The sequence below is a fragment of the Microbacterium sp. YJN-G genome (genome assembly GCF_015040615.1).
In the GTDB taxonomy this organism is placed as follows: domain Bacteria; phylum Actinomycetota; class Actinomycetes; order Actinomycetales; family Microbacteriaceae; genus Microbacterium.
Map to the genome: position 1 here is coordinate 1,619,597 of NZ_CP060402.1, position 19,219 is coordinate 1,638,815.

At 69.8% G+C, this 19,219-nt stretch carries 18 protein-coding genes; 2 read left to right on the forward strand and 16 right to left on the reverse strand.

The window, feature by feature from the left end; genetic code table 11:
- Window positions 1–10: 10 nt before the first annotated feature.
- Window positions 11–976 (reverse strand): aspartate carbamoyltransferase catalytic subunit, encoded by a 966-nt coding sequence (locus H7694_RS07615; protein ID WP_193598900.1) that lies wholly within the window; start codon window positions 974–976, stop codon window positions 11–13.
- The gene (gene pyrR / locus H7694_RS07620; protein ID WP_193598901.1) at window positions 973–1,503 is read right to left on the reverse strand and encodes a bifunctional pyr operon transcriptional regulator/uracil phosphoribosyltransferase PyrR; all 531 of its coding nucleotides are present in this window, start codon (window positions 1,501–1,503) and stop codon (window positions 973–975) included. The genes H7694_RS07615 and pyrR overlap by 4 nt, the downstream gene beginning before the upstream one ends.
- Before the next feature lie 269 nt (window positions 1,504–1,772).
- Here pyrR and H7694_RS07625 point away from each other — a divergent pair, with 269 nt between their 5' ends.
- Window positions 1,773–2,333: a histidine phosphatase family protein gene (locus H7694_RS07625; RefSeq protein ID WP_193598902.1), complete on the forward strand. Its 561-nt coding sequence runs from the start codon at window positions 1,773–1,775 to the stop codon at window positions 2,331–2,333.
- An 84-nt stretch (window positions 2,334–2,417) separates the two neighbouring features.
- On the opposite strand, the gene H7694_RS07630 is transcribed toward H7694_RS07625, so the two are convergent.
- From H7694_RS07630 to efp, 4 genes are all read right to left on the reverse strand, one after another.
- Window positions 2,418–3,989: a Rieske 2Fe-2S domain-containing protein gene (locus H7694_RS07630; protein WP_193598903.1), complete on the reverse strand. Its 1,572-nt coding sequence runs from the start codon at window positions 3,987–3,989 to the stop codon at window positions 2,418–2,420.
- A gap of 78 nt (window positions 3,990–4,067) precedes the next feature.
- Complete coding sequence (locus tag H7694_RS07635) at window positions 4,068–7,337, reverse strand: DEAD/DEAH box helicase (RefSeq protein ID WP_193598904.1); 3,270 nt, start codon at window positions 7,335–7,337, stop codon at window positions 4,068–4,070.
- Window positions 7,338–7,404: 67 nt separating this feature from the next.
- A complete protein-coding gene (gene nusB, locus H7694_RS07640) occupies window positions 7,405–7,815 on the reverse strand; it encodes a transcription antitermination factor NusB (RefSeq protein WP_193598905.1) in 411 nt (136 codons plus the stop codon).
- A gap of 3 nt (window positions 7,816–7,818) precedes the next feature.
- On the reverse strand, window positions 7,819–8,382 hold the full coding sequence (gene efp / locus H7694_RS07645; RefSeq protein ID WP_193598906.1) for an elongation factor P: 564 nt from the start codon (window positions 8,380–8,382) through the stop codon (window positions 7,819–7,821).
- Between efp and H7694_RS07650 the strand changes: the two genes are divergently transcribed.
- Window positions 8,381–9,064, forward strand: a complete 684-nt coding sequence (locus tag H7694_RS07650; RefSeq protein WP_413782940.1) for a hypothetical protein — start codon at window positions 8,381–8,383, stop codon at window positions 9,062–9,064. The genes efp and H7694_RS07650 overlap by 2 nt on opposite strands.
- Before the next feature lie 185 nt (window positions 9,065–9,249).
- On the opposite strand, the gene H7694_RS07655 is transcribed toward H7694_RS07650, so the two are convergent.
- Genes H7694_RS07655 through alaS form a run of 10 tightly spaced genes read right to left on the reverse strand, consistent with a single transcriptional unit; the run spans window position 9,250 to window position 19,151 of the window.
- The gene (locus H7694_RS07655) at window positions 9,250–9,744 is read right to left on the reverse strand and encodes a hypothetical protein (RefSeq protein WP_193598908.1); all 495 of its coding nucleotides are present in this window, start codon (window positions 9,742–9,744) and stop codon (window positions 9,250–9,252) included.
- A complete protein-coding gene (locus H7694_RS07660; RefSeq protein WP_193598909.1) occupies window positions 9,741–10,187 on the reverse strand; it encodes a type II 3-dehydroquinate dehydratase in 447 nt (148 codons plus the stop codon). The genes H7694_RS07655 and H7694_RS07660 overlap by 4 nt, the downstream gene beginning before the upstream one ends.
- A 52-nt stretch (window positions 10,188–10,239) precedes the next feature.
- A complete protein-coding gene (locus H7694_RS07665; protein ID WP_193598910.1) occupies window positions 10,240–10,710 on the reverse strand; it encodes a hypothetical protein in 471 nt (156 codons plus the stop codon).
- Between the two features lie 24 nt (window positions 10,711–10,734).
- Complete coding sequence (gene aroB / locus H7694_RS07670; protein ID WP_193598911.1) at window positions 10,735–11,814, reverse strand: 3-dehydroquinate synthase; 1,080 nt, start codon at window positions 11,812–11,814, stop codon at window positions 10,735–10,737.
- Complete coding sequence (locus tag H7694_RS07675) at window positions 11,811–12,341, reverse strand: shikimate kinase (protein ID WP_193599127.1); 531 nt, start codon at window positions 12,339–12,341, stop codon at window positions 11,811–11,813. Before H7694_RS07675 ends, aroB begins: the two co-directional genes overlap by 4 nt.
- A complete protein-coding gene (aroC, locus tag H7694_RS07680; protein WP_193598912.1) occupies window positions 12,328–13,557 on the reverse strand; it encodes a chorismate synthase in 1,230 nt (409 codons plus the stop codon). The genes H7694_RS07675 and aroC overlap by 14 nt, the downstream gene beginning before the upstream one ends.
- Window positions 13,558–13,561: 4 nt before the next feature.
- Window positions 13,562–14,386 carry a shikimate dehydrogenase family protein gene (locus tag H7694_RS07685; protein WP_193598913.1) on the reverse strand — a complete coding sequence of 275 codons (825 nt, stop codon included), beginning with the start codon at window positions 14,384–14,386 and terminating at the stop codon, window positions 13,562–13,564.
- Between the two features lies 1 nt (window position 14,387).
- Window positions 14,388–16,019, reverse strand: a complete 1,632-nt coding sequence (mltG, locus tag H7694_RS07690; RefSeq protein WP_227468342.1) for an endolytic transglycosylase MltG — start codon at window positions 16,017–16,019, stop codon at window positions 14,388–14,390.
- A complete protein-coding gene (gene ruvX, locus H7694_RS07695) occupies window positions 16,012–16,494 on the reverse strand; it encodes a Holliday junction resolvase RuvX (protein ID WP_193598914.1) in 483 nt (160 codons plus the stop codon). The genes mltG and ruvX overlap by 8 nt, the downstream gene beginning before the upstream one ends.
- On the reverse strand, window positions 16,491–19,151 hold the full coding sequence (gene alaS, locus H7694_RS07700; protein WP_193598915.1) for an alanine--tRNA ligase: 2,661 nt from the start codon (window positions 19,149–19,151) through the stop codon (window positions 16,491–16,493). The genes ruvX and alaS overlap by 4 nt, the downstream gene beginning before the upstream one ends.
- Window positions 19,152–19,219 lie beyond the last annotated feature (68 nt).

Sequence of the window (19,219 nt, forward strand, 5' to 3'; positions counted from 1 at the left end):
AGGGTCTGGCTCACTTCACTTCCCCTCGTTCGTCGTTGCGCTCCCCGGCCAGCAGCAGGTAGAGCACGGCCATCCGCACCGAGACCCCGTTCGAGACCTGCTCCAGCACGGTGGAACGCGCGGAGTCTGCGGCTTCGGAGGAGATCTCCAGGCCGCGGTTCATCGGGCCCGGGTGCATCACAATGCTACTCGCGGGCAGCCCGGCCGCCCGCATTGCGTCGAGCCCCCACAGTCGCGAATACTCCCGTTCAGTGGGGAAATACGCGGCGTGCATGCGCTCGGCCTGGATGCGGAGCATCATCACGGCATCCGGTCCGGTGGCCAGGGCGGCGTCGAGGTCGTACATCACCCGCACCGGCCACTGCGACACGTTCTGCGGCACCAGCGTGGGCGGGGTGACGAGGGTGACCTCAGCGCCGAGCACCGACAGCAGCCACACGTTCGATCGGGCGACGCGCGAGTGCAGCACGTCGCCGACGATGACGACGCGCACGCCGGAGAGGTCCTGTCCGCGGCTGTCGCGGCCGAAGCGGCGCTTGCGGATCGTGAAGGCGTCGAGCAGCGCCTGCGTGGGGTGCTCGTGCGTGCCGTCGCCGGCGTTGACGACGCCGGCCGAGATCCAGCCGCTGGTCGCGAGGGTGCGCGGGGCGCCGGATGCCGAATGGCGCACCACCACAGCATCCGCCCCCATCGCCTCGAGCGTCTGGGCGGTGTCCTTCAGGCTCTCGCCCTTCGAGACGCTCGAGCCCTTGGCGGCGAAGTTGATGACGTCGGCCGAGAGGCGCTTCGCTGCGGCCTCGAACGAGATGCGGGTGCGGGTGGAGTCCTCGAAGAAGAGGTTGACGACCGTCTTGCCGAGCAGCGTGGGCAGCTTCTTGATCTCACGCGACTGGGTGTCGGCCATGTCCTCGGCGACGTCGAGGATGCGCAGTGCGTTCTCGCGGTCGAGGGTGCGGGTGTCGAGCAGGTGCCTCATGATTCGATCGTCACCGCGTCGGCGCCGTCGATCTCCTTCAGCCGCACGTTCACGCGTTCGGTCCGGGAGGAGGGGATGTTCTTGCCTACGAAGTCGGGGCGGATCGGCAGCTCGCGGTGTCCGCGGTCGACGAGGATCGCCAGTCGCACGACGGCCGGTCGGCCGATGGACTGGATCGCGTCGAGGGCGGCGCGGATGCTGCGGCCGGAGAAGAGCACGTCGTCGACGAGGATCACGGTCTTGCCGTCGATGCCACCCTCGGGGATCTCGGTGCGCTTGGGCGTGCGGGTGGGATGCTTCGACAGGTCATCGCGGAAGAGTGTGATGTCGAGAGACCCGACCGGGATGGGGATGCCGGCGATCTGCGAGATCACGGGTCCGAGCCGGTCTGCCAGGGTGACGCCCCTGGTCGGGATGCCGAGCAGGACGAGGCCTTCGGCGCCACGGTTGGATTCGAGGATCTCGTGGGCGATGCGCGTCAGAGCGCGCGCGATATCGGCTTCCTGCAGCACGGTGCGTGCAGACAATGGCCACTTCCCTTCTCCGCCTCACAGGACGGGTTTAAAGGATGGGTGATGGCTCGAGTCTATCGATTCGACGCTCCGAAAGGCGGTATACCAATGGGGGCGTGGCGGGCATCCTGTGCCTGACTACTGACGGCCGGACGGGGTTGTCGGCGTGTTGCCCGGCGACGCGCCGACAGGGCGCGTTGTCATCAGTGATCCGGCAAGGGCGCGCCCAGGTGCGACGCGAGCACCACGCGCGGGACAGTGCGCTTCGCGCGTAGCCTCAGATCGTGACTCCGCCGTCAATGCAGCCGCCCCGTCGGCGAATCACGTTCATCCGGCACGCGATGCCACAGGTGGAGCCTGCCATCTCCCCAGGCGCGTGGGCACTCAGCGATTCAGGGATCTCCGCTGCCACCGAGCATCCGCTTCAGATCACGGGCGCGACCGTCGTCTCGAGCCCGGAGCGCAAAGCCGTGCAGACGACCGCGCTCATGAGCGGGCGAGATGAGGATGCCGTCGGCGTGAATCCGCGGTTCCGAGAGGTGGATCGCGTCGAGCGCGTGCATCACGGATTCCGCGTCGCGCGTGCCGCGTGGATCGCGGGGCGGCTCGACGAACGCCACGAGGGCTGGGAGACACCGGATGCCGCCGCACGTCGCTTCCACGAAGGACTGCTCGCCCATCGAGCCGAGCACCTGATCGTCGGCACGCACGGGATGGTGCTCGTGGCCTGGATGGCTGCGCAGGGTCTGATCGTCTCCGGCGACGAGGCGGTGACGTTCTGGGAGGGCCTGCGGTTTCCCGACGTCATCGCGCTCAAGTCCGTGCTCCTGGTGCCTGATCACTGACGGCCGGGCCGGTCTGTCGGTGTGTCGCCGGGCGACACGCCGACAGGGCGCGTGGTCATCAGTGATCCGGCACGCGCGCGCCGATCAGCCGGCGCGCAGCGCGTCCTCGGTGACCGGGCAGCGCTCGGCGCGGATCGGGTGGCCGGCGGTGGTGAGGCACTTGCCGGTCTTCAGATCCCACTTCCAGTCGTGCATGCTGCAGGTGAGGATGCCGTCCTCATCGATCTTCCCGGTGCGGGTGAGGTCCGCGCGCAGGTGCGGGCAGCGGCGCTGCATGACCCAGTCGCCGATCTCGGCCTCTTCGGTCTGGTCGGTCTGCTCCTGGTACCAGTTCTCGACGTACTCGATGCGGTCCACCGAGAGGCACTTGAGGAACGTGGTGAGGAACTCGTTGAACTTGCCGCTGCGGCCCACCGAGAACTGCATCGACAGGAAGATCGAGTTCGACCAGTCGATCTCGTGGTCGCGGATGTTCGTCGAGACGAGGTCGGCGGGGATGGTGTACCAGTAGATGCACTCCTCCCCCGCGTACTCGCGCACCTTAGCCTTCGGGAAGTCGACGACCATGTCGAGCTCGCCGATCCGGAAGCGCACGTTGCCGCCGACACCGAGCCGGATCGTGCGGGACTTCTTCAGCAGCGGCTCCCACCGCTCCTTGATCGCCGCGAGCATCTCGGCGGGCGGGATGATCTCCGCCCGCGTGGCCTCCTCGTCGACGATCTCCTGCTGACGCGTGGCCTTCTGCTCGGCGAGGTACTCCCACTTCTCATCGAAGATGTGGTCGATCTCCTCCTGCGTGTACAGGCTCTGGGTGACGGTCAGCTCGCCGTGGTTCATCTCGACGACGGTGCCGGGCACGAACAGCCGGCCGTCGTACTGCGGCGCCTGCTCCTTCAGGTGCGCCAGGAACTCCTTCTGATCGGTGAAGATCGAGTCGTCGTCCTGTCCTGTGCCGTTGTAGCGGAAGAGCTCTTCGCGCAGGAACATCGGCGGCCCCGCCATCGGGAACACGTGCGGCGCGTCGACCTTCTCGATGTAGTACATCGCGCGCTTGTTCTGCGCCTCGCGCTTGAGGCGGGCGAAGTTCTGCTTGGCGTCCTGCGGCAGGTCGTAGACCATGGGCCACCAGATGGCCCCGGAGACCTGGGTGAAGTACGCCTCGGGCTTGCCGAACGAGAGCAGCGCCTCGAGGTCGAGGGGGTGCGAGTCGTTCTGGTTCAGGATCGACGCGGTGCCGTCGTCGACGCTCAGCGACGAGTCGCCGATCGGCCCGTCGCTCGGTGCGCGCAGCGGCGTGATCATGAGCTTCAGCTCGCCGCGCTCGATGATCTGGCCCGCCGGCGCATAGGTGATGTTCTCGTAGCCGAGCGCGCGGATGTCCTGTTCGAGATCGTCGGTCGGATACTCCGGCAGCAGCACCTCGATGTCCTTGCGGATGTACTTCTCCAGCAGCCTCGGGTCGAAATGGTCGCGATGCCGGTGCGAGATGTACAGGAAGTCGGCCTCACGTCCCAGACGCTCCCAGTCCAGGCCCCGGTTGTCGGGGAACGGGAACCACGATCCGAAGAAGGATGGTCCGAGCACCGGGTCGCAGATGATGTTCCCGCCGGTCGTCTCGATGAACATCCCGGCGTGGCCGAGTCCCGTGATCCGCATGTCTCTCCTCCTGCTTGGACAGCCTCGAGTCTAACGAGCCGACCCTGTGCACCGCTGGGGCGCCCGGGCGCGGCAGACTCAGGTCTCGAGCAGTCCGCGGATGTCGTCGGCGGTGAGCGCCTGCGAGAACAGCGCCTCGTCGTCCATCACCGCGGTGAACAGCCTGGCCTTGCGCTGCTGCAGCGCGAGCACCTTCTCCTCGATCGTGCCCGCGGCGATGAGCCGGTACACGAACACCCGGCTCGTCTGGCCGATGCGGTGCGTGCGGTCGATGGCCTGCGCCTCGGCCGCGGGGTTCCACCACGGGTCGAGCAGGAACACGTAGTCGGCCTCGGTCAGGGTGAGTCCGAAGCCACCCGCCTTCAGGCTGATGAGGAACACGGGCTGATCGCCCTGCCGGAACGACGCGATGACCTGCTCGCGGTCACGCGTCGAGCCGTCCAGATGGACATGCGCGATGCCATCGGCGGTGAGCCGCTCGGCCGCGAGATCGAGGAAGCTCGTGAACTGGCTGAACACCAGCGCGCGGTGCCCCTCCGCCTGCAGCTCGCGGACGTGCTCGAGCAGCACATCGAGTTTGCTGGAGGCGATCGCGGAATCGGCGGCATCGATGAGCCCGGGCGACAGCGCCAGCAGGCGCAGCATGGTCAGCGACCGGAACACCGTGAATCGGTTGCGGTCGAGATCGGTCAGCAGCCCGAGCAGCTTCTGTCGCTCGCGCTGCAGCACGGCGTCGTAGCGGGCGCGGTGCGCGGGTGACAGTTCGACCAGCACCTCCTGCACCTGCTTCTCGGGCAGCTCGGCGGCGACGAGCTCCTTGGTGCGCCGCAGCATGAGCGGACGGATGCGGCGCCGCAGCCGCTCCAGCCGCCGCCGGCGGTAGTCGCCGCCCTCCTCGTTCTCGGGCACTTTGCCCTGCTCGATCGGCTGCACGTACTCCTCGCGGAACCGCCGTGCCGACGGGAACAGCCCGGGAGCGGTGAGCGAGAACAGCGCCCACAGGTCGGTGAGGCTGTTCTCCAGCGGCGTGCCGGTGACGGCGATCTTCACGCGTGCCTTCAGCGCTGCGATGGCGCGGTGCGCCCTGGTCGCCGGGTTCTTCGCGAACTGCGCCTCATCGAGGATGACCCCGGCCCACTCGACATCGGCGTACTCGTCCTCGTCCAGGCGCAGCAAGGTGTACGAGGTGACGATGACGTCGGCATCTGCCACGGCATCCGCGATCCGCCCGTCGCGCCGCGCCGCGGTTCCCTCGATCACCCGCACCCGCAGTCCCGGTGTGAACCGGGCTGCCTCACCGCGCCAGGTGCCGAGCACCGAGGTCGGCGCGACGACGAGGAACGGCCGCGTCTCCCCTGTCTCCCGCGCGTGGGCGATGAGCGAGAGCAGCTGCAGCGTCTTGCCGAGGCCCATGTCATCGGCGAGGATGCCGCCCAGCCCGTGCTGCCAGAGGAACGCGAGCCAGTCGAAGCCGAGCTTCTGGTACGGACGCAGTGTGGCGTGAAGCCCGGTCGGCGCCGCACTCGCGGGCACCTGCTCCACGTCGCGCAGTCCCTCTGCCAGGGCCCGCCACGAGACCGCCGGCTCGGACTGGTCTGCGAGATCCTCGAAGTCTGCCCACAGCGCCGTCTGATGCCGGCTGATCCGTGGTCCCGTCTCCCATTCCGCGAGGTCCGCCGCCTCGTCGAGAAGGTCGCGGAGGGCCTGCAGAGCGGGATGCGCCAGCGAGAAGTAGCTGCCGTCGACGAGCACCATCTTGGTGCGCCGCATGCTCAGCGCCGTGAACAGCGGGGTGAACGGGATGGCGGTGCCGTCGATGGTGACGATGATGCCCAGGTCGAACCAGTCGGGGCTGGTGGACTCCACGGTCGAGACCGAGATCTCGGGCGTGCCGGAGAGCTCCCGGTACTTCTTCCGACGCCCCGTGATCACCACGCGCACGTCGCTGTCCTCGAAGACGGGCAGCACCGTGACAGCCCATTCTGCCGTCGCGACTCCCACCCGCACTCCGCGCGGCTCGAACGGGACATCGGTCGCGGAGGCCCAGAGCCTCTCCAGTTCGCGGCACTCGGCGCGCTCGGCATCCGGATCGCGGAACGGATGCCCCGCAGGCACCGGCGCGCCGTCCGCAAGCGGCACGCTGCCGTGACCGGCGTACTCCCACTCGAACCGGTGCTCGAGCCGGTCGGACGCGCCGAAGGTGACGCGCAGGACGGGTTCCGGCCGCACCGGGGCGGGCAGGCGAAGGCCGGATGCCGCGACAACGGTCGCCTGCCGGGCGATCACCGGATACGCCTCGGCGAGGAAGTCGTCGCGGTCGTCAGCAGGCACATCGATGACCTCGGCGGCCATGAGGGCGGCGCGCACCGGAGCCGGCAGCGTCACCGGAGCCAGCACCACGTCGATCTCGGTGCCGACGAGCTCCCAGCGGTAGATGCCGGTCGATCCGATCGGGCGCACGGATGCCGCGGGCACGGCGACGCCGTCGATGCTGACGTCGGCGCCGATCAGGAGCCCGCCGTCGTCTGCCGGCTCGATCCGCAGTCCTGCCGCGGCTTCCTCCGCCAGCCTCACGCGCGTGTGCTTCTGCGCGGCGACGATCGGGATTCCGGCGCCGGCCAGGGCGCGCAGCTGCCCCCACAGCAGGGGCGATTCGACCCGGTCGAGCGGGATCCACTCGGTCGCGGTTCCCGAGAGCAGGGAGTCACGCGCGATCGCGAGGAAATCGGTGAACCAGCGCACCTGCTCAGCGGCGAACCGCGGGCCGGGACGGCGGACGGCGTCCCAGCTCGCATCCCCCTGGATCCACTTCCCCGTCGAATCGCTGCGTATCAGCGGCCGCACCGCGAGCTGGACCTCACCGTGCGCCGCCGCGAGCTGCCGCGGGGTGACCGTGCGCGCCGGCGCCGCGCCCCAGCGGTCTTCGGCACGGCTGGGACGCACCCGCAGTTCGATGCCCAGGGCGAGGGATGCCGCGGGCCGGACCTGCGGCGCATCGGGGACGAGCCGCCGCCACGCGGCGCGCTGTGCGCTGCGGCGCTGAACGGCCTCGGCCTGCTCGGCCGCATCGCTGTGCGGGGCGATGAGCAGGGCGGCGACGACGTGCTTGCAGGCGCGCTGCATCGGGCAGCTGCATCCCGTGCCGGCGATCTCACGGCCGCGGAAGCGGATGCGGCAGCGGTACGGCGCCTGATCGCTGCCGAACACATCGGCCCTCAGCGTCTCGCTCTCGGCATCCCACGTCGTGCGCAGCACGCGTCCGCGTCGGGCGTAGTCCAGGCCGCGCTGGTAGCCGCCCTCCCCCGCCAGCGTACGCAGCTGCTGCACGCTGGGGCGGGGGATGCTCATTCGTCCATCCTGTCGCGGGCGTCCGACATCCCCTGCCGGCACGAGGCCGGTCAGGGGCGGATGCCGCTCACTTCGCGCGGTCGATGCGGGCGAGGACGCCGTGCACGAAGGCACCGGAGTCCTCGGTCGAGAGCTCCTTGGCGAGCTCGACGGCCTCGTCGATGGCGACTGCGGTCGGGACCTCGTCGTTGAACAGGATCTCCCACGTGCCGATGCGCAGCAGGGCGCGGTCGACGGCGGGCATCCGCTCGATCTTCCAGTCGCGACTGTGGGTCGTGATCTGCTCGTCGATCTCGGAGTTGTGGTCGATGATGCCGTCGACGATGTCGCGGGCGTACAGCCACGAGGCCTGGCGGGAGGGCTCGCTCGCGGCGCGCGCGGCGGCCGCCGCCAGTGCGACGGAGACCTCCTCTCCGCGCACATCGGCGGAGAAGAGGATGTCGAGGGCGCGCTTGCGCGCCTTGGTGCGGGCGCTCAACGGTCAGTCGTTGACGCGGCCGAGGTAGTCGCCCGTCCGGGTGTCGACCTTGACCTTCGTGCCCTGCTCGAGGAACAGCGGCACCTGGATCTCGTAGCCGGTCTCGAGGGTGGCGGGCTTGGTGCCGGCCGAGGAGCGGTCGCCCTGCAGGCCGGGCTCGGTGTAGGTGACCTCGAGCACGACCGAGGCGGGCAGCTCGATGTAGAGCGGGGTGCCGTTGTTCAGCGCGATCTGAACCTGCTGGTTCTCGAGCATGTAGTTCTTGGCGTCGCCCACGACGGTGTCCGACACGGTGAGCTGGTCGTAGTCCTCGACATCCATGAACACGTAGCTGTCACCATCGGTGTACAGGTAGGTGAAGTCGCGGCGGTCGACGTTCTCGATCTCGATCTTGGTTCCCGCGTTGTAGGTCTTGTCGACCGACTTGCCCGTCACGACGTTCTTGAGCTTGGTGCGCACGAACGCGCCACCCTTGCCCGGCTTGACGTGCTGGAACTCCACGACGCTCCAGAGCTGTCCGTCGATCTTGATGACGACGCCGTTCTTGATGTCTGCGGTGGATGCCATGCTGGTGCGGGTCCGTTCGTTTCGAAGGTTCGAGGCCGGGGCGCGGATGCGCGCGGAGAAGTGGCCGAGCATCGATTCTATCGGATGCCCCGGTTCGGCCGATTTCAAGGGTTCGACTGTTGCGGCGTTCGAAGCTTTGTTCTACACTGGACCTATGATCGTCGACGAGGAGACCGGTTCTGTCCTGCAGCCAGACGGCTTCCCGCAGACCGCTCGCCGCGATCTTCCCCTGCTGTGGCAGCGAGCCGAGGACGGCTTCGCGTCCGTGTACAGCGTGGGTGTCGTCGTCAGTGCGGCAGGGCCGCTCGCCTCCCCGGTGGATGCGCCGCAGGAGATCCGGGATGCCGAGGCCAGGGCGCTCGCGCAGCTGGACGAGGCCGCCCACGACTGGGTCCTCACCTGCTCGAGCGCTGTGCTGCGGCAGAAGGCGAAGAAGCTCGTCGACCGCATCACCGGCGACTCCGCGGCGCGCCGCCACACGCGTGCGATGGCAGATCGGAAGGTCGTCTGCTCCCCCGCGGGCGACGGGATGTCCTGGCTCGGCACGCTGATGCCCACGCACGAGGCGGTCGCGGCCATGCGCCGCCTGAGCGCGACGGCCAAGCACACCCCGTTTCGACTCTCTCGGCTCCGCCGATTTCGCTCAACGACCGGTTGCGCTCGCGCGCGGCGCGAGCGCTAAGAGGAGAAGAGCGCACCCGCGACCAGATCCGTGCGGATCTGTTCAGCGCCTGGCTGCGCGGAGTGGGAACCGAGACCGCAGTGCAGACCAAGGTGTTCGTCACCGTCCCTGTGCACCTGCTTGCAGGCGAACCGGTACCCGTCGAACAGGCCTCGATCGTCGGCGGTGACACAATCGACCCGTCTTCAAGCAGTGGCTGAGCGGGCGGCCGAAGCAGTGTGCGGGTCGGAGTCCGGTACCCAGGACGGGTCGAACGCCACGTACGGCAGCGCCTCTCCCCCGTGCGTCCAGTGCGAAGACCAGGATCCGGCATCCGCCCCGGCCCACACCACCGACGACGGTGCGACGGCGATGACCCCATCCACGGCGTATCTGCTGGCCGTGACCAGCACAGCCTCCGCGCCGAATGACGTGCCGAACAGCACGATCCGATCCGCCTCGCGACGCAGCACCTCGATCTGCTCGGCGAAGAGCTCGATCGGAACCTCGTGCGGGGATGGGCGCTGACCCGCACCGCCGAACCAGCGCATGGCGCGCACGCGTGCACCGGTCGTCGCCAGCAGTTCGGCACGCGCACTCTCAATCCGTCCGCTGGATCCGGCCAGCAGCAGTACTGCGGTGCCGTTCGACTCCGACGGTACGACGTCGAAGTGATCCGCCGATTCCGGCGTCGACGTCATCCGTCGAGCAGCGCGACCAGCTCCCGCACGGCATCGGCGTAGCCGTCGATGCCCTTGCCGACCACGCGCACCGCGGCGACGTCGTCGAGGTACGAGAAATGGCGGAACTTCTCGCGCGCGTAGACGTCCGAGATGTGCACCTCGGCGAACGGCATCCCGACACCGGTGAGCGCGTCGCGCAGCGCCACGGAGGTGTGCGTGAGCCCACCCGGGTTGATGATGATCCCGGCGCAGTCCTCTCGGGCGGCGTGCACCGCGTCGATGAGGACGCCCTCGTGGTTGCTCTGCAGCGCCCGCACCTCGTACCCGAGGGCCGCAGCCACCTCGGCGGTCAGCTTCTCGACGTCCGCGAGCGTCGCGGGGCCGTACACCGCCGGCTCCCGCGTACCGAGCAGGTTGAGGTTGGGGCCGTTCACGAGCAGGAGGCGACGAGGTTCAGACACGATTCGCACATTACCAGCGCCGCTCTCGCATGCTCAGCGAGAAGACGCCCGCTCAGCGCGAAGACGCCACCTCGGTGAACACGACGACCCCCGCGGCATCCGCCCCGCAGTACCCGCCGAACGACGCGAAGTACGAGTCGGGGTTCGAGCCACCCGGCAGATCCTCCAGCGCGACCACCGCGCCAGCCCCGCGCAGCGGCGATCCGTCGCCCACCCGCTCGCCACCGTCGAGCATCACCTGGCCGCCGTTCTCACCGTCGAGACTAGCGGATTCCGGCCAGACGATCCACGCGCCATCCGCCTGCTCCCCCGACCAGGTGAAGCAGCCGTTGTCCTGCACGCGCAGCTGCCCGTTCATCGGCTCAGGCGCCACTCCGGCGGATGCGAACACCTCGGCGCTGTCCTCGGCCGACAGCTCACCGAGACCGAACCCGCCCTCCGACGAGTCGAGCGACCCGGCGCACGCGGTCATCGCGAGCAGGGCGATCATCAGACCGCCCGCCGACCAGCCTCGTGCGCGCATGACCGGACCATATCAGTCCGGATCTCAGCCGGCCACCTCCTGATACGCCGCGAACAGCAGCGACTCATCGGGCGCCTGCAGCACCGTGGGCTTGGCGATGTCGTCGAGCACGATGAAGCGCAGCATCCCGCCGCGGGTCTTCTTGTCGCGCTGCATCGTCGCCAGCAGCGTGTTCCACGCCCCGGCGCGGTACGTGGTCGGCAGGCCGAGGCTCTCCAGCACCGTGCGGTGCCGCTCGGCCGCCTCGTCCGAGAGGCGTCCCGCCAGCCGTGACAGTTCGGCCGCGTACATCATCCCGATAGAGATCGCCGCCCCGTGCCGCCACTGGTAGCGCTCGGCATGCTCGATCGCGTGACCCAGCGTGTGACCGTAGTTGAGGATCTCGCGCTGGCCCGCCTCGCGGAAGTCGTCGGAGACGACCCGCGCCTTCATGTCGATCGCGAGCTCCACCGTGCGGCGGAACTCGTCGGTGGACGTGTCGACGGCGCGCTGCGGGTCGGCCTCGATGATGTCGAGGATCTCGGGCGCCCAGATGAAACCGGCCTTCACGACCTCGGCGTAGCCGGCGGTCGCCTCGTTGGCGCTCAGGCTGCCCAGCTCGTCCAGGTCGCCGATCACGGCGCGCGGTGCCCAGAAGGCGCCGACGAGGTTCTTGCCCTCGGCGGTGTTCACGCCGGTCTTCCCGCCGACGGCGGCATCGACCAGCCCCAGCACGGTGGTGGGCACCTGGACGACCTGCACGCCCCGCAGCCACGTGGCCGCGACGAAGCCTGCGACGTCGGTGACCGAACCGCCGCCGTAGCCGATCACGGCATCCGTGCGGGTGAAGTCCGCCTGCCCCATGACCTGCCAGCAGAACGCCGCGACCTCGATGCGCTTGCCCGCCTCGGCATCCGGGATCTCCGCCAGCAGCACCTCGAGACCGTCGCCGGCCATCAGGCGATCGCGCAGCTCGGCCGCGCGGATCGCCATCGTCGGCGGGTGGACGACGAGCACCTTGCGCACCGCCGGGTCGAGCGCCGCCACGACCTGGTCGAGGATGTCGCGCCCGATAGTGATGTCGTATGCGGCCTGTCCGGTGACGCTGATGGTCGTGGTGCTCATTGCTGTTCCTTCCTCCATGCGGCGATCTCCTCCGCCAGTGTCCGCATCGGCCGGCGCGACGTGTCGATCGTCAGATCGGCGACCTCTTCGTACCAGCCGCGGCGCTCGGCGAACAGCGTGCGCCAGCGGTCGATGGGATCGCCCTGACCCTCCAGCAGCGGCCGGCCGGCGCCGCTGATGCGGCGTGCCACGGCGGCTTCGCCGACCGTCAGGAAGACGACCGGATGCTGCGCGAGCAGCGCCCGCGTGCCGGCATCCGTCACCGCACCGCCGCCGAGCGAGACGACCCCGCCCTCGGCGACGGCCGTGGCGACCGCTTCTCGCTCCAGCTCACGGAATCGGGTCTCGCCGTGCTCGGCGAAGATCTGCGGGATCGGGCCATGGGCCGCGACGATCCGCTTGTCGGTGTCGATGAACGGCACCTCGAGCAGCCGCGCCACCTTCCGCCCGACACTGGTCTTGCCGGCGGCCATCGGGCCGACGAGGACGACGGTCAGCGGCCTGTCGGCCCGCTCAGGAGAGCTCATCATGGGCGAGCAGTGCCGCCTCCGAGGCGGGAGCCGTGCGCAGCGCCGCGGGGATCGCCGCCAGGTAGCCCTCGAGGTTGCGGCGGGTCTCGCGGATGCTGTCGCCGCCGAACTTCTCCAGCAGCGAGTTCGCCAGTTCGATGGCGACCATCGCCTCGGCGACCACGCCCGCGGCGGGCACGGCGCACACGTCGGAGCGCTGGTGGTGCGCGGTGGCTGCCTCGCCGGAGGAGACGTCGATCGTGCGCAGCGCACGCGGGACGGTCGCGATCGGCTTCATGCCTGCGCGGACGCGCAGCACGGTACCGGTGGTCATCCCGCCCTCGGTGCCGCCGGCGCGGTCGGACGAGCGGGTGATGCCGTCCCCGGCCGCGAAGAGCTCGTCGTGCGCGGCCGAGCCTCGGCGACGGGTGGTCTCGAAGCCGTCGCCGACCTCGACGCCCTTGATGGCCTGGATGCTCATGAGCGCCTGCGCAAGACGCCCGTCCAGACGCCGGTCCCAGTGCACGTGCGAGCCGACTCCGGGCGGCAGGCCGTAGGCGAGCACCTCGACGATGCCGCCGAGCGTGTCGCCGTCCTTGCGCGCGGAGTCGACCTCGTCGACCATCAGCGCGGAGGTGGCGGCATCGAAGCAGCGCAGCGGATCGGCATCCAGCGCGTCGACATCGTCGGGGGTCGGCAGCGGCGAGCCGTCCGGCACCCGCACAGGTCCGATGGAAAGCGTGTGGCTGACGAGGCGAATGCCGAGCTCGGAGAGGAAAGCGCGGGCGACGGCGCCCAGGGCCACACGTGCTGCCGTCTCACGAGCGCTGGCGCGCTCGAGGATCGGGCGGGCCTCGTCGAAGTCGTACTTCTGCATGCCGACCAGGTCGGCGTGTCCGGGGCGGGGGCGGGTGAGCGCCGCGCCGCGACCGCGCGACTTGTCGGTCAGCTCGGCAGGCGCGGGGTTCATGACCTCGGTCCACTTCGGCCACTCGGTGTTGCCGATGCGCAGGGCGATCGGGCTGCCCATGCTGAGTCCGTGGCGCACGCCGCCCGAGATGGTGAGCTCGTCCTGCTCGAACTTCATCCGGGAGCCGCGCCCATAGCCGAGCTTGCGTCGCTGCAGATCCGCCTGGATGGCCTCGGCGGTGACGGTGACACCGGAGGGAAGGCCCTCCATGACGGCGATGAGTTCGGGGCCGTGCGATTCGCCGGCCGTGAGCACGCGGAGCATTGCTCTAGTCTCCCATGGCCGCCGACCGCATGACGGACACGATGACGTCCTCGCGCGGAAGTGCCTGATCCTGCGAGCCGGTGAGGAAGATGCGCACCTGCCGCACGGCCTGGTGCAGCAGCATCTCGAACCCCGAGATCACGGGGTGCCCCGGCCACCCGGCAGCCAGCGCCGACGGCCACGGCGCGTACGCCGCCTCGAACAGGATGCCGCCGGATGCCGCCAGCGGCACCGCGAGCGCCGGATCGAGCACAGTGCCGGTCGGCAGCGTCGCGATGGTCGCGTCGACACCCGACGTGGGCTCGTCGAAGGCGGTCACCGTGAGCTCGGCACCCAGCTCACCGGCGATGCGCCGCAGGCGCTCCGCCGCCTCGGGGCGCCGGGCGCGCACCTCGACGCGCCGGGCGCCGAGATCGTGCGCGGCGACGAGAGCGGATGCCGCGGTCGCGCCGGCGCCCAGGATGCGGACCGACTCGAGGCGGCTGACGCCGACATCGGTGAACGCGTCGACGATGCCGCCGACGTCGGTGTTGAAGCCGCGCCTCCGATCTCCCAGCAGCAGCGTGTTGACCGCGCCGGTGAGCCGGGCGTGCGCATCGAGCTCGTCGGCGGCCGCGTGGGCGACCTCCTTCAGCGGCATCGTCAGCGACAGCCCACGCCAGCTCTCATCGAGCGTCCCGAGCGCCGTGGCGAACTCCCCCGCGTCGACCCTGCGGCGGTCGTACTGCCAGTCGAGCCCCAGCTCCCGGTACGCGGCCCGGTGCAGTGCAGGCGAGCGGCTGTGCCCGATCGGATCGCCCCAGACGGCCAGGTTCGTGCGGCCGGCCACCTCAGCAGCCCGTGCCGGGGTTCGCCCTGCACCACGCCTGCATCTTCTCGATGCCACGCTGGTGCTCGGCGTAGGTCTCGGAGAACTGCGTCTCGCCCGTGCTCATGTTGATCGTCACGAAGTACAGCCAGGGGCCGTCGGCGGGATGCATCGCAGCCTCGATGGCCGCGTCGCCCGCACTCGCGATCGGGGTGGCAGGGAGGCCGGTGATCACGTACGTGTTCCACGGGTTGTCGTCGTGCTGCGCTTCGGCCGACGTGCTGGCCTTGCCTGCGTGCAGCTCGCCGAAGCCGTACTGCGCGGTCGAGTCCATCTGCAGCATCATGCCGTCGTCCAGACGGTTCTGGATCACCCGCGAGACCTTCGAGAAGTCGGGCGTACGGGCTTCGCGCTCGATGATCGAGGCGATGGTGAGCACGCGCTGCGCCTCGGCATCCGGCACTCCGGCCTTGTCCAGCGACTCGCGGGTGCGCTCGACCATGCGCGTGATGACGTCCTGGGCGGTCGCCCCCGGGTCGAATGTGTAGACGGCCGGGAACAGCCAGCCCTCGAGGCTCTGCGCCTGCACCCCGTACACCGACGGGTCGGCGACGGCCGCCTGCAGGTCCTCCAGCGGGATGCCGACGCCGTCGACGATCCGCGGCAGCGACGATTCGACGGTGCCGCCCTCGGCGATGCGGACGGTGTTCTCCATCCGGTTCTCGGGGTTGTCCAGCGCCTCGAGCGCCGCGGCGGCGGTCATCTTCTTCTGCAGCTTGTACACGCCGGGATAGAACGTCGCGCTCGGGCTCTCCTTGAGCAGGTACTCGTAGAAGACCCGGTCGGTCTTGGTCACACCGGCCTCGAACAGCGCGGTGGAGACGGGCGATCCGGTGTCGCCCTGCTTGATGGTGATCAGGGCCTCGCCGGTCGCCTGGCCGGCCTCGTAGTCCTTCGGCTCACCCCAGCCCATGATCTCGTTGATCTTGTCGCCGTAGGTGTTCATCACCCAGGCGCCTCCGGCGGCGATTCCTCCCGCGACCACCAGGAGGATGATCAGGCCGACCAGGCAGCCGCGGCCGCGCTTCTTCTTCGGCACGTCGCGGTGCTTCTCGGGGGCGAAGAGCGCGTCGAGCGAGCCCGGGTCGTCTGCGGGCGCCTCCGGCGCGTCCTCCGCGGGCGGAGTCGCCGCGGCGGGCGTCACGCCCCTGGCCGGCGGCGCGCCGGCCGCCACGATGGGCGCGATCCGGGTCCGGACGTCCTCGCCGTCGTCGGCACGACCTGCATCGTCGTCGCCTGCGCGGGCGACGTCGCCTGCGCGTGCGACGTCGCCTGTCCGCGCGGAGTCGTCGCCTGCGCGTGCGACGTCGCCTGTCCGTGCGGAGGGATCGTCTGTCCGTGCGGAGACGGGGGCGAAGCCCGTGTCCGTCTCATCGGCGGCCACGGCGTCAGCATCCGCGTCACCGGGCGCCGCGGAACCGGGCACCGCGGAACCGGACTCGGCGGCGGCCCTGGCCTCTCGCATGGCACGCCGGGAGCCCGGCGCGGCCTCGGAGCGCTCCTCGCGCCCCGGCAGCGACGACGACGCCGTGGGGAGGTTGTCGAACAGGTCGCCGAGATCCGGCTGCTGCGGGGAATCGTCAGCGTCAGGCATCTCGGACGGGCTCCTCATCGAGATCGATCAATGCACCGGCAGGGCGCCCGGTGCTCTTCTCGGTGTCGACCGCGTGCTGCAGGAGCACGACCGCCGCCACCTGGTCGACAATGCTACGAGAATTCCTCTGGGATCTGCCCGAGGAGCGCAGCGCGGCATGCGCTGTCACCGTGCTGAGCCGCTCGTCCACCAGGCGCACGGGGATGCGCGTGCGCGCGGCGAGCTCCGCGGCGAAGTCACGCGCGTCGACGGTCGAGGGCGTCTCGTCGCCCCGCATGTTCACCGGCAGACCCACGACGAATTCGATCGGCTCCCACTCCTGCGCGAGCTCGGCGATCCGCTGGATCGACGATTCCGAACGCGGCACCGTCTCGACCGGTACGGCCAGCATCCCGTCGGGGTCGCAACGGGAGACCCCGACGCGCGCCTTGCCGACGTCGATGCCGAGACGGATGCCGCGACGGAAGCCCGTCACGCTGCCGAGAGCTCCGCCACGATGGCCGACAGTGCGGCATCCAGTGCCGAGGCGTCGGTGCCGCCGCCCTGCGCGACGTCGTCCTTGCCACCGCCGCCACCGCCGAGGATGCCGGCCGCGATGCGCACCAGCGCACCGGCCTTCGCTCCCGCGGCGCGCGCGGCGTCGTTGGTGGCCACGACCACGACCGGACGGCCGTTCGCGACGCCGCCGAGCGCGACGACGGCGTCGTCGGATCCGAGACGTTCACGCACGCTCAGCGCGAGTGGGCGGACGTCGTCGGCCGAGCCGATCTCGCCGAGCGAGGTCGCCACGACACGGTGCGAGCCGGCCTGCTGTGCGGCCTCGGCGAGGGCGGGGACCCGGCCCTCGCGCTCCTTGGCCTCGAACTGCGAGATGCGCTTCTCGGCGGCCTTGAGGTTCGCCTGAAGCTCGTCGATGCGGGCGGCGAGCTGATCGCGCGGCGCCTTCAGCGCGGCCGACAGCTGTGAGACGACGGTGCGCTCTGCGGCGAGCTCGCGGAAGGCGTCCTGGCCGACGAGTGCCTCGATGCGGCGGTTGGACGCACCGACGGACGACTCGCCGACGACGCTGACCAGCCCGATCTCGGAGCTGGTGGACACGTGCGTGCCCGCGCAGAGCTCGCGTGACCAGGGTCCGCCGATGTCGACCATGCGCACGACGTCGCCGTACTTCTCGCCGAACAGCGCCATGGCGCCGGCTTCCTTGGCCTCGTCCAGCGAGACGATGCGGGTCGTCACCTCGAGTGCCTCGGTGATGGCGCGGTTGGTGATGTCCTCGATCTCGCTGCGGGTCTCGGCCGACAGCGGCTGCGACCAGCTGAAGTCGAATCGCATGTAGCCGGCGCGGTTCAGCGACCCCGCCTGCGTGGCCGTCTTGCCGAGCGTGTCGCGCAGAGCGGCGTGCACGAGGTGCGTGGCCGAGTGGGCCTGGCGTGCGGCGCGGCGATTCGCGGCATCCACGACGGTGGTGGCACGGTCGTCGACCGACACGCTTCCCGATGCGACGTGCACGGTGTGACTGATGAGTCCGGGCACCGGGCGCTGCACGTCGAGCACGTCGAGCTCGAAGCCGGTGCCGACGATGGTGCCCTTGTCGGCGATCTGTCCGCCCGACTCGGCGTACAGCGTCGTCTCGGCGAGGATCACCTCGGCGACCTGGCCCTCGGATGCCGTCTGCGCCGGCACGCCGTCGACGATGAGGCCGAGCACGCGCGACTCGGTCTGCAGTTCGGTGTAGCCGGCGAAGCCGGTCTCGCCGAGTGCGCGGAACTGGCGGTAGACCGAGACGTCGGCGAGCTGGCGCTTGCGGTTGCGGGCGTCGGCCTTGGCGCGCTCGCGCTGCTGCTGCATCAGCGAGTCGAAGGCGGCGCGGTCGACGTCGAGCCCGGCTTCCTCGGCGACCTCGAGGGTGAGGTCGATCGGGAAGCCGTAGGTGTCGTGCAGCAGGAACGCCTCGGGGCCGCTGAGCGTGGACCCGCCCGACCTCCTGGTCTCATCCAGCGCGAGGTCGAGGATCGTCGATCCCTGTGCGAGCGTGCGGCGGAAGGTCTCCTCCTCCGCGAACGCGGCGGAGGACAACGTGCTCCACTCGGTCTCGAGCTCGGGGTACGACGCCTTCATCGCATCGCGCGAGGCGGCGAACAGCTCGGGGAAGACCGGCTCGTCGACGCCCAGCAGGCGCATGGCGCGCACGCTGCGGCGCATCAGGCGCCGCAGGATGTAGCCGCGGCCCTCGTTGGAGGGACGCACGCCGTCGGAGAGCAGCATGAGCGAGGAACGCACGTGGTCGGCGATCACGCGGAAGCGCACGTCGTCCTCGTGCACGGCGCCGTAGGGCCGGCCGGAGAGCTCGACGGCGCGGTCGAGCACGGGGCGCACCTGGTCGGTCTCGTACATGTTCTCGACGCCCTGCTTGAGGAAGGCGACGCGCTCGAGGCCCATGCCGGTGTCGATGTTCTTCATCGGCAGCTCGCCGATGATGTCGAACTCGGTCTTGCCGCGGATGTTCTCGATGAAGTCCTGCATGAACACGAGGTTCCAGATCTCCAGGAAGCGCGTGTCGTCGACGGCGGGTCCGCCGTCCTTTCCGTAGGCGGGACCGCGGTCGAAGAAGATCTCGGAGTCGGGTCCGCCGGGGCCGGGCTGACCGGTGTTCCAGTAGTTGTCGGCGCGTCCGAGGCGCTGGATGCGCTCGGGCTTGAGGCCGATGACGTCACGCCAGATGGCCTCGGCCTCGTCATCGGTCTCGTAGACCGTGACCCACAGGTCCTTCTCGTCGAAGCCGAGACCGCCGTCGGACTCGGAGGAGGTCAGCAGCTCCCACGCATAGCGGATCGCCCCCTCCTTGAAGTAGTCGCCGAACGACCAGTTGCCGAGCATCTGGAAGAACGTGCCGTGGCGGGCGGTGCGTCCGACCTCTTCGATGTCGTTGGTGCGGATGCACTTCTGCAGGTCGGCGATGCGGGGATGCGGCGCGGGGACCACACCCGTCAGGTACGGGATCATCGGCACCATGCCGGCCACGGTGAACAGCAGTGACGGGTCGTCACTGACCAGCGAGGCGGACGGGACGATGACGTGGTCGTTCTTCTCGAAGTAATCGAGGTAGCGCTGCGCGATCTCCGCAGTTCTCATAGTGCTCGTAGATGTCCTTGCTCAAGGGGCCGACCCCGCGGTCGCGGGGCGGCAGAGGGAGGGAAGTC